General features: G+C 68.8%; 8 protein-coding genes. 3 read left to right on the top strand and 5 right to left on the bottom strand.

Going from position 1 to position 14100, the window contains the following annotated elements:
• The 4 genes from AC1DYP_RS02035 to AC1DYP_RS02020 form a co-directional block, all read right to left on the bottom strand.
• Window positions 1-5682: type I polyketide synthase (locus AC1DYP_RS02035; protein ID WP_477044913.1), on the bottom strand; the 5682-nt coding region annotated here is incomplete at its 3' end.
• Window positions 5683-5746: 64 nt separating this feature from the next.
• On the bottom strand, window positions 5747-6181 hold the full coding sequence (locus AC1DYP_RS02030) for a DoxX family protein (RefSeq protein ID WP_477044912.1): 435 nt from the start codon (window positions 6179-6181) through the stop codon (window positions 5747-5749).
• A 14-nt stretch (window positions 6182-6195) separates the two neighbouring features.
• Window positions 6196-6648, bottom strand: coding sequence for a DoxX family protein (locus AC1DYP_RS02025; protein ID WP_477044911.1), 453 nt, complete (start codon window positions 6646-6648; stop codon window positions 6196-6198).
• On the bottom strand, window positions 6648-8831 hold the full coding sequence (locus AC1DYP_RS02020) for an AMP-binding protein (protein WP_477044910.1): 2184 nt from the start codon (window positions 8829-8831) through the stop codon (window positions 6648-6650). Before AC1DYP_RS02020 ends, AC1DYP_RS02025 begins: the two co-directional genes overlap by 1 nt.
• 447 nt (window positions 8832-9278) lie before the next feature.
• Between AC1DYP_RS02020 and AC1DYP_RS02015 the strand changes: the two genes are divergently transcribed.
• Window positions 9279-10235, top strand: coding sequence for an SDR family NAD(P)-dependent oxidoreductase (locus AC1DYP_RS02015; protein WP_477044909.1), 957 nt, complete (start codon window positions 9279-9281; stop codon window positions 10233-10235).
• 15 nt (window positions 10236-10250) lie between these two features.
• Here AC1DYP_RS02015 and AC1DYP_RS02010 read toward each other — a convergent pair whose 3' ends face one another.
• Window positions 10251-10394, bottom strand: a complete 144-nt coding sequence (locus tag AC1DYP_RS02010) for a hypothetical protein (protein WP_477044908.1) — start codon at window positions 10392-10394, stop codon at window positions 10251-10253.
• A 217-nt stretch (window positions 10395-10611) separates the two neighbouring features.
• Between AC1DYP_RS02010 and AC1DYP_RS02005 the strand changes: the two genes are divergently transcribed.
• Both AC1DYP_RS02005 and AC1DYP_RS02000 read left to right on the top strand, forming a co-directional pair.
• Complete coding sequence (locus AC1DYP_RS02005; RefSeq protein ID WP_477044907.1) at window positions 10612-12873, top strand: TonB-dependent receptor; 2262 nt, start codon at window positions 10612-10614, stop codon at window positions 12871-12873.
• Window positions 12870-14060 (top strand): MFS transporter, encoded by a 1191-nt coding sequence (locus AC1DYP_RS02000; protein ID WP_477044906.1) that lies wholly within the window; start codon window positions 12870-12872, stop codon window positions 14058-14060. Before AC1DYP_RS02005 ends, AC1DYP_RS02000 begins: the two co-directional genes overlap by 4 nt.
• Window positions 14061-14100: the final 40 nt, after the last annotated feature.

Below are 14100 nucleotides of genomic sequence, written 5' to 3'. Positions count from 1 at the left end.
GGCCGCCCCCGTATTCACCGCGGGTGTCGGGGCCATCCAGTAGGGTTTGCGCTGGAAGGGATAGGTCGGCAGGTGGAGGCGGGCGTGGGGCTGATGGCGATGGACGGCGGTCCAGTCGATCGGCGCGCCGGCGACATAGAGGGCGGCCAGGGTCTCGCGCAGGGTGTCCAGGTCGCCGCGCTTGCGACGCAGGGACGGCAGCCAGCGGGGACCCTCGTCTTCGGCCGGTTTGGCCATGGTGGTCAGGATGGGGTGCGGGCCGATCTCGACGACCACGGTGCAGTCCTGGGCCTTGAGGGTCTGCAAGGCGTCGTGGAAGCGCACCGGGTTGCGCAGGTGGGCGGTCCAGTAGTCGGCGTCCAGCGGGCCGTCGGCSAGCGCGCCGTCCAGGTCGCGGATCAGCCGGACCTGCGGSCGCTGGTAGTCGACGGTGCGGGCMAGATCAGCGAACGGCTCCAGGATCGGGGCCATCAGCGGCGAGTGGAAGGCGTGGGAGACGATCAACGGCCGGCTGGCCACGCCCTTGCGCTCCAGGTCGGCGCGCAAGGCGTCCAGGGCCGTCGCCTCGCCGGAGACCACCAAGTCGCCGGGACCGTTGACGGCGGCCAGCGACAGGCGATCGCCGTAGGCGGAAAGGTCGAGATCCGCCTCGCTCGCCCAGACCGCGGCCATGGCTCCGCCCGGCGGCAGGGCCTGCATCAACTGGGCGCGGCGGGCCACCAGCTTCAGGCCCTCCTCCAGGCTGAACACCCCGGCCACGCAGGCGGCGACATATTCCCCGACGCTGTGGCCCAGCACCACCGAGGGCTCCACGCCCCAGGAGCGCCACAGGGCGCACAGGGCGTATTCCAGGGAAAACAGCGCCGACTGGGTATGGCCGGTCTGGTCGATCAGGCCGCTGGCGTCCTCGAACAGCACCGGCAGCAAGGTCCCGTCCAGCAGGGCGTCGCAGCGGTCCAGGGCGGCGCGGAACACCGGCTCGCGGTCGTAGAGCTGGCGGCCCATGCCGGCGTATTGCGAGCCCTGGCCGGTGAAGACGAAGGCGATCTTCGGCCGTTGGGCCCCGGAGACCTGGCCACGCAGCACGCCGGGGTCGCTGCGACCCTCGGCGGCCGCGTCGAGGCGCTTGGCCAACTGCTCGCCGGTCTCGGCCAGGATGGCGATGCGGTGTTCGAAGTGCGAGCGCCCGGCGCCGGCGGCGAAGGCGATGTCGGCCAGGGGCGCGTCGGTGAAGGGCTTGTAGCGCTCGGCCAGGGCCCGCGCCGCCGCCTCGCCGCGGCCCGACAGGGGGATCACCTGCAGGCCGGGATCGGGCTGAACCGCCGCCTCGACCCGCGCAGGTCCCTCCCCCACGATCACGTGGGCGTTCGTGCCGCTCATCCCGAAACTGCTGACGCCGGCGAAGCGCGGGCGGTCGCCCGACGGCCAGGGGACCGCCTTGGTGGTCACCTCGACCGGCAGCGTGCTCCATTCGATCTGGGGATTGGGCGTGTCGAAGTGCAGATGGCGCGGAATGGTCTCATGACGCAGCGCCAGCACCGTCTTGATCAGGCCCGCCACCCCAGCAGCGGCTTCGAGGTGGCCGATATTGGTCTTCGCCGAGCCGACGAACAGGGGACGATCTTTGGCGCCTTCGGGCCGTAGAGCGCGAGCCGCCGCGCCCAACTCGATAGGATCGCCGAGCGGCGTGCCGGTGCCATGCGCTTCGAGATAACCGATGTCTTCCGGCGCCAAGCCGGCGCGTTCCAGGGCCTCGCCGATCAGGGCCTGCTGGGCGATACCGTTCGGCACGGTGAGCCCGCCGCTGGCCCCGTCCTGGTTGACGGCGGAGCCATGGATCACCGCCAGCACGTCGTCGCCGTCGGTCACCGCGTCCGACAGCCGTTTCAGCACCACCAGTCCGCAACCCTCGCCGCGCCCGTAGCCGTCGGCCGAGGCGTCGAAGGTCTTGCAGCGGCCGTCGGGGGCCAGCGCGTGCATTCGGGACAGGGCGACATAGGCGTCCGGCGCCAGCATCAGATTGACGCCGCCGGCCAGAGCCGCCTCGCATTCGCCCATCCGCAGGCTCTGGCAGGCCAAGTGGACCGCGACCAGCGAAGAGGAACAGGCGGTGTCGATCGCCAGGCTGGGCCCCTGGAAGCCGAGGGTGTGCGACAGCCGCCCGGCGGCGACGCTGAAGGTGTTGCCGGTGAAGGCGTAGGCGTCGATCGCCTTACCGCCCTGCCCCAGCAATCTGGCGTAGTCGTTGGCGTTGACCCCGACGAACACCCCGACCCGCTCGCCGTCGACGGGCGGCCGTCCGGCGTGTTCCAGAGCTTCCCAGGCGACTTCCAGCAACAGACGTTGCTGCGGGTCCATCGCGGTGGCTTCGCGGGGTGTGATGCCGAAGAACTGGGTGTCGAAGTCCTCGACGGCCACGCCGAGGAAGGCGCCCGACTGGCAATAGCTCTTGTCGACGCGTTCCGGATCGGGGTCGAACCAGTCGGCGGCCGCCCAGCGCTGCGACGGGATCTGGATCACGGCGTCCTGGCCGTCGCGGAGCAGGCGCCAGAAGGCTTCGGGATCGTTGGCGCCGCCGGGGAAGCGGCAGCCCAGGCCGACGATGGCGATCGGCGCCTGGGGATCGGCTTTCTTCAGGTGGGCGGTCGGCGCGGCGTCCGACGGCGCGATCAGGTCGAGGAGATGCCGCGCCAGACGCTCGATGGTCGGATGATCGAACGCCACGGTCGACGGCAGCGTCCGCCCCAGTCCGATCTCTAGACGCGAGCGCAACTCGACCGCCATCAGCGAGTCCATGCCCAGCTCGAACAGGCCCTGCTTCAGGTCCGGCTTGGTCGGCAGGCGTAGGACGCGCTTGACCTCCGACTGGATGCGGTCGAGCAGCAGGCCGTATCGATCGCCCGGATTGGCCGCGAGCAGCTCCGCCGCGAAGGCGCTGACGCCTTGCGCCGATACGGCCGGCGAGGTCTCGGCCGACGTCCATGGAGACGCCGCCGGTTCGGACATCCCCGTCGCGTTCGAGGCGAACTCCAGATGCGGCGACGCCGCCACGTCATCGAGCCAGAACCGCTGGCGCTCAAAAGGATAGGTCGGTAGCGCCGTGCGCCGCCCGCGACCCGCCTCGAACGCCCGCCAGTTGATCGGCGCGCCGATCCGGTAGAGCGCGGCCAGGGCTTCGAGCATCTCGCGGGCGTCGTCGCCGGTCTTGCGCAGCGAGGGAAGCCAGAGGGCGTTCGGCGTCCCGTCGAAGACACCGGACCGGCGGGCCATGCCCAGCAGCACCGGTTGGGGGCCGATTTCGAGGAAGACGGTGCAGCCGTCGGCCTTGAGCGTCGCGAGGCCGGCCTCGAAGCGCACCGCTTCCCGCGCATGGCGACGCCAGTAGGCCGCGTCAGGTGCATCTTCAAGCCTGGCGCCGGTCAGGTTGGAGATCACCGGGAGCACCGGCTGGGCGAACGGTATCTCCGCCGCATAGGCCGCGAAGCCGTCGAGCATCGGCTCCATCAGCGGCGAGTGGAACGCGTGGGAGACGGCCAGTCGCCGATGCCGTACGCCTTGCTCGGCAAGGCGCTCCAGGAGCAAGTCCAGCGAGGCCGGAGCGCCGGACAGGACGACATCGTCGGCGGCGTTGACCGCCGCCACGGCGAGATCGGCCGGAAGCTGGCCGAGCAGATCCCTGACCCGCAATTCGGACGCCGCCACCGCCGCCATGGCGCCGCGTTCGCAAAGCGTCTGCATCATCCGGCCGCGGGTGGCGACCAGACGGAAGCCGTCTTCGAGCGACAGCACGCCCGCCGCCTGCATGGCCGCGAATTCGCCGACGCTGTGGCCGATCACGGCCGCAGGGACGACGCCCCAGGATCGCCAGAGCGCCGACAGCGCGCATTCGACCGCGTAGAGCGCCGGCTGGGTGAAGGCGGTCTCGTCCAGGCGCCCGACCTCGCCGTCGCCCCAGAGCAGCGCCCGCAGGTCGGTGTCGAATTCGTCCTGGAAGATCGCGTCGCAGCGGTCGATGACGTCCCGGAAGACGGCTTCTCCGGCGTCGAGTTCGCGCGCCATGCCGACGAATTGGGAGCCCTGGCCGGTGAACAGGAAGACGACGCGCGGGTCGGAACCGTCGAGGCGATGAAGGGGCATCCCGCCGCGCGCCAGGTCTTCCAGCGTCGCAGTCAGTTCGTCGTGCGAGCCGACGACGGCGGCCCGGTGCCTGAAGTGGGCGCGCCCGGTGTTGGCCGAGAACGCCGCGTCGGCGGCGACCGTGCCGGCCTGGCTCAGCAAGGTGGCGTAGCGTCCGGCCTGAGCGCGGGCGGCCGACTCCGTGGGGGCAGAGACCGTCAGCAGGGTCACGGGGCGGGGCATGGACGGCTCGGACCGGGGCGGTCCGGCTTCCAGGATGACGTGGGCGTTGGTGCCGCTGAAGCCGAACGAACTGATCCCCGCCATCGGCGCCGACGCGGGCCAGGCGACGGCTTGACTAGGGATGGTGATCGGCAGGCTGTCCCACGGCAGGTGGGCGTTCGGCTTTTCGAAATGGAGGTGGGCCGGGATCTCGCCGTGCTCCAGGGCCAGGATCGTCTTGATCAGGCCCGCGACGCCGGCGGCGGCCTCAAGGTGGCAGATGTTGGTCTTGGCCGAGCCGACGATCAGCGGGCCGTCGCGGTCGCCATAGGCGCGCGCCAGGGCCGCCAGCTCGATCGGGTCGCCCAGCGGCGTGCCCGTGCCGTGGGCCTCGACGTAGCCGACCTCGTGCGGCGCGACCCCGGCGTCGGCGAGCGCGGCGTTGATCACGCCTTCCTGCGACAGGCCGTTGGGGGCGGTCAGGCCGTTGCTGCGGCCGTCGTGATTGACCGCCACCCCGCGCACCACGGCGCGGATGTCGTCGCCGTCGCGCAGGGCGTCGGACAGGCGCTTCAGGACGACGACCCCGCACCCCTCCCCGCGCCCGTAGCCGTCGGCGCCGTCGTCGAACGTCTTGCAGCGGCCGTCCGGCGCCAGGGCGCGGACCTTGCAGAAATAGACCGTGCTTTCCGGCATCAGCAGCAGGTTGACGCCGCCGACCAGCGCCTGGTCGCAGCGCCCCGAGCGCAGATGCTGCACCGCCAGGTCCAGCGCCACGAGCGAGGACGAACAGGCGGTGTCGACCGTCATGCACGGTCCCTGCAGGCCCAGCACATAGGACAGCCGCCCGGCCGCGACGCTGGGGGTGGTGCCGGTGCCCGTATAGGCGTCGATGGCCTCGACCCCGGCCCGGGCCAGGGTGTGGGCGTAGTCATGGTTGCAGATGCCGAGGAAGACCCCGGTGCTGGAGCCGCCCAGCCGATCGGGCGGCAGGCCGGCGTCCTCCAGGGCTTCCCAGGCGACCTCGAGGAACAGCCGCTGCTGCGGGTCCATCGTCACGGCCTCGCGGGGCGCGATGCCGAAGAAGGCCGGATCGAAGGTGTCGACGCGGTCGAGGAAAGCGCCGCGCTTGGTGTACATCTTGCCGGGGATGTTTGGATCGGGATCGTAGAAGGCCTCGACGTCCCATCGCCCGGCCGGCGCGTCGCCCACGGCGTCGCGGCCTTCGCGCAGCAGCGACCAGAAGGCTTCGGGATTGTCGGCGCCGGGGAAACGGCAGCCCAGGCCGATCACGGCGATCGGCTCGCGCTGGGACCTTTCGGCGATCTCCAACCTCGAGCGCATGTCCTCGAGCGCCCGGAACGCGCCCGCCAACAAGCCTCTCGAATCGTTGGCGATATCGTTCATCTCACACCGTCTGTCGGGGCACGAAGATGCGGGTCACCGAAAAGCCGCCCGATCCCCCGATGAACAGCGCCAGGGCGCCGAACATGTAGAGAAGGGTCTGCTCGTAGCCCGGCAACGGCTGGTCCGGATTGAGTGGCGGCGGGAAGCCGCCGTTGATCAGGGCCGTGATCAGGTTGGCCGCCATCTCGATCACGATCAGCAGGGCGACCAGCGAGACGAAGGTCCCGCTGAACAGCAGCAGGCCGCCGAAGAATTCCAGGCAGCCGATCACCCAGGACAGCAGCTCGGGGAACGGCACGCCCATGCCCTTCATGATGTAGAGGAAGCTGGCGTGCCCCTCCGCGGTGAAGATCTTCGGATAGCCGTGATAGGCCAGACCCCCGCCGACGATCGCCCGGACGGGAATGGGAGCCAGTTCGTACCAGCGCTTTGTCATGGTCGCCCCTCCCCTCAGGATGTCGCGGCGGATCTCGCCACCCATCGCCAGATTCCGTTGTCGAGTGCGTACTTGCCGCCGCCGGCGATCACCAAGGCGGTCAGGAACAGGATGTAGAAGAGGTTGGTCTCGTAGTCGGGCAGCGGCATTTGGCCGGGCAACGGCGGCGGGAAACCCTTGCCGATGACGAAGATGGTCAGCACCCGCGTGGAGAGCTCCAGCGCCACCAGCAGCGAGGCGAAGACCGTGAACGCGCCGAGCAGCACGCACAGCCCGCCGACCAGCTCAAGCGAACCGACCGAGGCCGCCGAAAGCTCCGGCCACGGAAGGCCGACCTCGGTCAGTTGATGAACGAAGTTGGCGTAGCCGGCCTGGGTGAAGACGATCGGCGCGGAATGGTAGATGAGGCCGCCGCCGGCCGCCAATCGGATGGCCAGCTGCGGCGTCTGGGATATGTCTCTGAGCATCAGGTCCTCCCCCCTGGCGGCGCGGCCAGGCCTTCGCCGATCGCGTCGACCTTGCGCGCGAGCAAGGTGAACAGCTCGGCCTCCGACAGGTTGTCGATCTGCGCCTCGGTCAGGGAGTCCCGCCAGACCGTGCGGGATGCGGCGCGAGGCGCAGGGCGAACGTTCAGTTCCGGCATCGCCAGATGCGTCGCCAGGGCCTCGATGGTGGGATAGTCCCAGAGCAGGGTCGGCGGCAGGCTGCGTCCGAGCCAGGTCTCCAGCTCGCCCGCCAGGCTGACGGCCTTCAGGGAGTCCAGGCCGAAGGCGCTGAACGGCGCACCGATGTCGATCTCCGCGCGCTCGATGTCGAGCATGGCCGACAGCTGTTCGGCGATCCAGCTCCTGATCTCGCCGGCGGTCGCCTGGCGGCGAACCGTGAGCGGCGTGACGCGCGACGGGGTCGGCGCGGCGCGCTGCGACGTCCAGGTGATGCGCAGCTGTCCCGCCTCGTAGGCGCGCCGGCAGCCTTGGCGCTCCAGCTTGCCGCTGGAGGTCTTGGGCACGCCCAATGGCGGGACGAGGACGATGGTGTCGACCTGGATGTCGAACTCCTCGGCGACCGCCTTGCGGATCGCCGCGGCGATCTCCTCGACCGGCGGATCGCGCTGGGCGCGGACCAGTTCGTGCACCAGCACCAGCCGTTCGGCCCCGTCGCGCTCGACCGAGAAGGCGGCGTTGCCCCCCTCGCGCAGCGCGGCGTGGCTGGCCGAGGCCACGGCCTCCAGGTCCTGCGGGTAGTAGTTGCGGCCGTGAAGGATGATCAGTTCCTTCAGCCGACCGGTCACGAACAGCTCGCCGTCACGCAGGAAGCCGAGATCGCCCGTACGCATGAACGGCCCCGCCCCGTTGATGAGGCGCGCGTTGAAGGTGTGCTCGGTCTCGGTCGGGCGGTTCCAGTAGCCCTGGGCCACGCTCGGGTCGCGCACCCAGATCTCGCCCACCTCTTCCGGGGCGCAGGGGTGGCACGTCGCCGGGTGGACGATCTCGACCCGTTCGACCTGGACCGAGCCCGCGCCGACCAGTCGCCTGAAGCCGCCGGTCGCCGCGGGAGCGACCTGGTTGCGGGCCAGGGCGGCGGCGTCGAAATTGCTCACCACGAAGCTGTCGCCGCGCTTGCGGGTGGTGACCATCAGGGTGGCTTCGGCCAGGCCGAAGCAGGGATGGAAGGCGTCGCGGCGGAAACCGGCCGGCGCGAAATAGTCCGCGAACATCTCGAGCGTCTCGGCGCGGATCGGCTCGGAGCCGCAGGGCGCGACCACCCAGTGGCTGAGGTCCAGCGTGCTGCGCTGCTCGGGCGTCACCGAGCGCACGCACAGTTCGTAAGCGAAGTTCGGCGCCCCGCTGACCGTGGCCTTCTCGCGCGAGATCATGTCGAGCCAGCGGAACGGCTGCTGCAGGAACGAAACCGGCGCCATCAGCGACAGGGGCAGGCCCACATAGGCCGCCTGCAGGATGGCGCCGATCAGGCCCATGTCGTGATAGGGCGGCAGCCAGGACACGCCGCGGCTTTCCGCCGTCGTGCCGAACGCCTTCCGCATCAGGTCGGAATTGCGGATCAGGTTGCCGTGGCTGACCATCACGCCCTTGGGCGAGGCGGTGGAACCCGAGGTGTATTGCAGGAAGGCCAGATCGTCGGGTTTGGCGTCGACAGGGTCCGTGTCGGGCCCCTGGAGCGGCAGATCGTCGACCAGCAGCCAGTCCAGAGCCGCCAGTCGCGGCAGCTCCAGAGGTCCTCCGTGTACGGCGCTGAAGATGTCCTGGGTCGTCAGGGCGGCGCGCGCCCCGGACTCCACGGCGACGGCGTTGATCCGGTCGAGCGAGCGATTGCGTCGCGGCGGATAGACCGGCACGGCGATGACGCCGGCGTAGAGGCAGCCATAGAAGGCGCCGATATAGTCCAGTCCGGGCGGGCAGAGCAGCAGGACCCGCTCGCCCTGCAGGCCATGCGACCGCAGTCGGGCGGCCAAGGCCCTGGCCCGGCCGTCGAGTTGGGCGTAGGTCCAGGTCTCGACCTGGGAGTCCGTTCCGCGAACGAACTTGTAGGCGACGCGCGTGGCTTGTGTGCGGGCCCTGGCCTGCAAAATATCGATGAACGTGGCGTGGCCGCCGACGGCGCCTTCAGCGACGACCTCGTCGACCGCCATTCGTTCGCTCCCAAGTGAAAGCAACTTGTTCGCCTCCGTGGCAACCTAACCGGTGCTGATCACGTTCAGCACCTTTTGGTTGTGTTGATAGACGTGATACACCTGCAGCGAGCGAGGCGTATAAAAATGACTGGCTGAAGTGCGTATCGTAACGTGGTCAGCGAACTAATCAGCTACGAATGACGCGATATATACTTTGCTACTACAAAGACGTGGAGCTAAGCTCGGCCTCTGTGCTGAAGCATCGATACAATTTACAGGCGAAGGTCTTGCGTTAGGCAACCTTCCATCGCACCGCAGCATTTGTCAACCCAAAGCTGCGCAACCTTTTCGAGCTTAGGTCGATTTACTCAATCTGTGCGCAGTGCCGCGAGCATATGATGAGGCGCTGCCCAGGGGCGCCTCTCGGTCATCGGATATCACCCCTGTCGGAAGGACCGTCGAGCCATGCGCACCGCCATCGTCACCGGCGCCAACCGAGGACTTGGACAGGCCTGTAGCGAGACCATCCTGGAGACGCCGTCATGGCGTGTCGTCCTGGCCGTTCGGGACGTGGCCGCGACGACCGAGATCGTCCGTCTTGCCGGCGGCGATCGGACCCTGCCGGCCAGGATCGACCTGGGATCGCTGGACGACGTCCGCGCCTTCGCCCGGCGCGCGGCCATGGACGGTCCCATCGACGCCCTGGTCTGCAACGCCGGAATCCAGCACGTCGCCCCTGGCCTTGTACGGACGAAGGACGGTCTGGAAAGCACCTTCCAGGTGAACTTCCTGGGACATTTCCTGCTCGCCAACCTGCTGCTGCCCCACATGGCCAAGCCCGCGCGGATCGTCTTCGTCTCGAGCGGCACGCACGATCCCAAGCAGAAGACCGGTTTGCCGGCGCCCGCCTATACGAGCGCTCAAAAGCTGGCGTTCCCGGACGAAGAGACGGGCGATCCGATGAAGATCGGCCTGCGCCGCTACACGACCTCAAAGCTCTGCACCGTCTACGGCGTCCACGAATTGCACCGACGCCTGCGGGAGGCCGGGGTGGACTGGATCGACGTCAACGCCATGGACCCCGGGATGATGCCCGGTACGGATCTGGCGCGCGAATATCCGTCGTGGATGCGCTGGTCGTGGGACTATCTGCTGCCGGCGCTCCGCCCATTCCTGCGCAACACCAATTCGCCGGATCGTTCGGGCCGGAACCTGGCCGCCTTGGCGATCGCGCCGGAGTTCGACGGCGTTTCCGGCCGCTACTTCGAGGGGATCAGGGAGATACGCTCCTCGGAGCTATCCTACGACGACGCCAATGCGCGGGATCTCTGGGAGACCAGTTGCCGGTTGGCCGGCTTGCCGACGAACGGCCTGATCGACACGCTCAAATCCGACGCGGGTTCGGACGCGCGCTCCAGCTGAACCTGAACGCCTGGATCAGAACGTCTGAGCCGCGCTCGGCGTCGACACATGGGGCGCGGCCGCCGCGTGGGCCCGCGATCCGATCATGGCCGACAGGATCGCCGCGCCGAAGATGATGGCGATCAGCCCGGCGCTTTGCCAGAAGTGCGATGTGTGCATGGATGTGCTCCCTCAGCCCCAACAGACTACGCCGTTCAAGCGAAAGACCAATCGGGTCGAACCCTGATCCGTGAAGCTCGAAATTCGAGCGATGGACGGCGAGAAATGCTCCGGTTCGCGACGGTTTGAGCGGTTGAACGACGCTCCACGAACGCTGCTTGCCATAAAGATAGCTTTAGCTACTGTAACCCTCATAGAACAGTAAAGGGGGTATGGAATGCGGAAGCTTCAGGTGCTCGCGGGCGTCGCCGGAGCGGCGATGATGGCGGCGGCGGGAAACGCCTCGGCCCAGGAGGCGACCGCTCTCGACGAGATCGTCGTCACCGCCCAGAAACGATCGGAAAACCTCCAGGACGTGCCGGTTTCGGTGACCGCCCTGACCGCCGACCAGCTCAAGGACCAGCGGGTCGGCGACGTACTGGCGCTGTCGGGCCTGTCCCCGGGCCTGCAGATCAAGACCGATGACAATGCCGCCAACCCCCGCATCTTCATCCGCGGCATCGGGGTGAACGACTTCAATCCCAGCACGGCCAGCGCCGTCGGGGTCTATGTCGACGGGGTCTATGTCGCCTCCCCGCTCGCCCAGATGGCGGGCTTCTACGACCTGCAACAGGTCGAGGTTCTGCGCGGGCCGCAGGGCACGCTCTATGGCCGCAACACCACGGGCGGCGCGATCAACGTCACCACCAAGAAGCCGAGCAGCACGCCCGAAGGCGACCTGGCCGTCGACTACGGCCGGTTCAATTCGCTCAACGTCCAAGGCGGCTTCGGCGGCCCGCTGGGCGGCGACACCTTGGCGTTCCGGATCGCCGGCCTCTACGACAAGAGCGACGGCTACACCCTCAATCGCCTGACCGGGAACAAGGGCAACGACGCCGACCGCAAGGCCGTGCGCGGCGCCTTGCGCTTCACGCCCGACGACAAGCTGACGGTCGACGTCTCGGCCAGCTACAGCAAGTCGAGCGGCGGCTCGATCCTGACCTACAACCGCTCCCTGGTCGCCCAGACGGCCGAGGCGGCCAGCACGGCCGATCCCGATCCGACCTTCGGCTACATCTTCTGCAAGCCCAGCCACTACACCTCGGGCCAGTGCACGAACGTCGCCGGCTACGCCAACACCAGCGACAACAAGTACGAGGGCGACTACCGCTTCGAGGGCAAGGATGTCGTCAAGCTGTTCGGAGCGACCTCGGCGATCAGCTACGACTTCGGCGGCGTGACGCTTTATTCGATCACCGGCTATCAGCGGGCCAAGCGCGACGACTACGAAGAGACCGACGCCAACCCGATCTCGATCTTCGACGCGCGCTATGTCGCCGAGCAGGACACCACCAGCCAGGAGTTCCGCCTGCAATCGAACGGGGCGACGGCGCTGCGTTGGGTCGCCGGCGTCTACGCCGCCCGCGACAACCTGGACAATGACAGCCACTACAATGTCCTGGAAGTGCTGCGCGTCCCCGATCCGGTCAACAACCCGACCGGCATGGACCCGGCCAACAGCGTCGGCGTGTTCGGCTGGCCGCTGCACCAGAAGACCAAAAGCTACGCCGCCTTCGGCCAGGTCGACTACGACCTGACCCCGAAACTGACCCTGACCGGCGGCCTGCGATGGTCGCAGGACGAGAAGACCTTCCACTATGTCAGCGACGTCGACTACGGTCTGCTGACCCTGTTCGAATACGACAACGAGAAGACCTTCAGCTCGATCTCGGGCCGCCTGGGCCTGCGCTATGCGGTCAGCGACGACGCCAACGTCTACGCGACCTACAATCGCGGCACCAAGAGCGGCGGGTTCTTCAGCGGCCAGACGACCGACCCGGCCGACCTGGGCCCCTATCGGGACGAGACCGTCAACGCCTACGAGGTCGGGGCCAAGAGCGAGTTCCTGGACCGCCGCCTGCGGGTGAACGTCTCGGCCTTCTACTATGATTACAAGGACCTGCAGGTCTACACGGTGATCCAGCGCAACGGCCTGCCGGTGCAGCTGTTCACCAACGCCTCGAAGGCCCGCGTCTACGGCGGCGAGGCCGAGATCGAGGCGCGGCCGATGAAGGGCCTGTCCCTGACCCTGGGCGCCTCGCTGCTCAGCGCCGAGTACAAGGACTTCCAGTCGCTGGGCGAGGACTATTCGGGCAACACCCTGCCCTCGGCGCCCAAGACCAGCCTGAACGGCACGGCGCGCTACGAGCATCCGCTGGGCGCGGGCGACCTGATCACCCAGCTGGACTTCACCTACCGCAGCAAGGTCTATTACGACACGGCCAACACCGAGCGGCTCAGCGACAAGGCTCGCGCCTTCGTCAACAGCCAGGTGGGCTGGGCCTTCGCTGACGGGCGTTACGAACTGGGCGTGTGGGGCAAGAACCTGGCCGACACCACCAACATCTCGGACATCACCCCGATCGCCGCCTTCGGCTTCGACGTGTTCAGCATGGGCCCGCCGCGCACCTACGGCGTCTACTTCCGGGCCCGATATTGAGCGCGATCGACATCCCGGCGGCCGTCGCCCCGACGCCCCCCGTCACGGGCGTGTGGATCGGCGCGCCGCCCAGCCTGGTCCAGCGCCTGACGGTGTTCTGGATCGGGCTGGTCGGGGTGCTGTTTCCTGGCGTCGGGCCTCTGCTGCTGGGCGGGATGGAAGCGGCTGGTCGGCTGACGGCCAATCAGCTGGGCCTGGCGGGCATGGCCGAGCTGGTGGCGATGGGGATCGGCGCGGCGGTGGTCGGCCCGCTGTTCGGCGAGCGCCGGCTGCGGCTGGCGGCGGTGGCCTGCGGCCTGCTGCTGGCGGTGCTGGACCTGGCCACGACCCGCCTCTCCGGTGATCTGCTGATCCTGGTCCGCGCCGTCGCGGGTCTGCCGGCCGGCGCGATGATCTGGCTGATCACCGGCATGATCGTCCGTTCGCCGCGCCCGGAGCGCTGGGCGGGCCTCTACCTGACGATCCAGACCCTGCTTCAGCTGGGCGTGGTGAGCGCGGTCGGCGCCTTCGTCATCGGACCGTTCGGGCCGGACGGAGGGTTCGTGGTGCTAGCCGCCCTCACCGTCTCCGCCGCGCTTGCCGGCCTGGCGATCCCGGGCGTCTACGCCCCCCTGGTCGAGACCGAGGACAACCCCAAGGGGCTGCCCAGTTCGCGCGGCTGGATCGCCCTGGCGGCCGTCTTCTGCTTCCAGGCCTTCATCCTGGCGGTCTGGATCTATGCCGAGCCGCTGTCGCGCCAGGCCGGACATCCCGCGAGCGTCGCCAGCGCCGCCTTCGCGGTGTCGCTGGCCGCCCAGGTCGCGGGCGGCGCGGCGGCCACGGCCCTGGCCGCGCGGCTGTCGTGGTTCTGGTCGCTGACGGTCGCGGTGATCCTGGCCGCCGGGGCCCTGCTGGTGATGGCCAGCCTGCCGTCGGCCGCGATGTTCCTGGCGGCCTCGGCGGTGTTCGGCTTCGTCTGGCTGTTCGCCTCGCCCTATCTGACGCCGTTGGCGATCGAGGCCGATCCGAGCCGCCGGGCCGCCTTGCTGGGGCCGGGCGCGAGCCTGCTGGGTTGCGGCGCGGGACCCCTTCTGGCCTCGTTCGTGGTCAGCGGCGCCGACGTGCGGCCGGCGGGTTGGCTGAGCGCGGGCCTGGCGCTGGTCACCCTGGTCATCGTCGCCTTCCTGCACGTGACGAGGCCGCGCTAAGGGTTCAGGCCGATTGGCTTTTTTCACCAAAGCGCTCTAG

The organism is Caulobacter sp. P1_D6 (assembly GCF_056406095.1).
The sequence above is the reverse complement of the archived record's forward strand: the minus strand, read 5'-3'. Positions and strand labels throughout refer to the sequence as shown.

Excerpts from the sequence above, each read along its gene's own strand:
- AC1DYP_RS02020 (WP_477044910.1), bottom strand. The coding sequence starts at position 8,831 with ATGGCGGTCGACGAGGTCGTCGCTGAAGGCGCCGTCGGCGGCCACGCC.
- AC1DYP_RS02005 (WP_477044907.1), top strand. The coding sequence starts at position 10,612 with ATGCGGAAGCTTCAGGTGCTCGCGGGCGTCGCCGGAGCGGCGATGATG.
- AC1DYP_RS02010 (WP_477044908.1), bottom strand. The coding sequence starts at position 10,394 with ATGCACACATCGCACTTCTGGCAAAGCGCCGGGCTGATCGCCATCATC.
- AC1DYP_RS02030 (WP_477044912.1), bottom strand. The coding sequence starts at position 6,181 with ATGACAAAGCGCTGGTACGAACTGGCTCCCATTCCCGTCCGGGCGATC.
- AC1DYP_RS02015 (WP_477044909.1), top strand. The coding sequence starts at position 9,279 with ATGCGCACCGCCATCGTCACCGGCGCCAACCGAGGACTTGGACAGGCC.
- AC1DYP_RS02025 (WP_477044911.1), bottom strand. The coding sequence starts at position 6,648 with ATGCTCAGAGACATATCCCAGACGCCGCAGCTGGCCATCCGATTGGCG.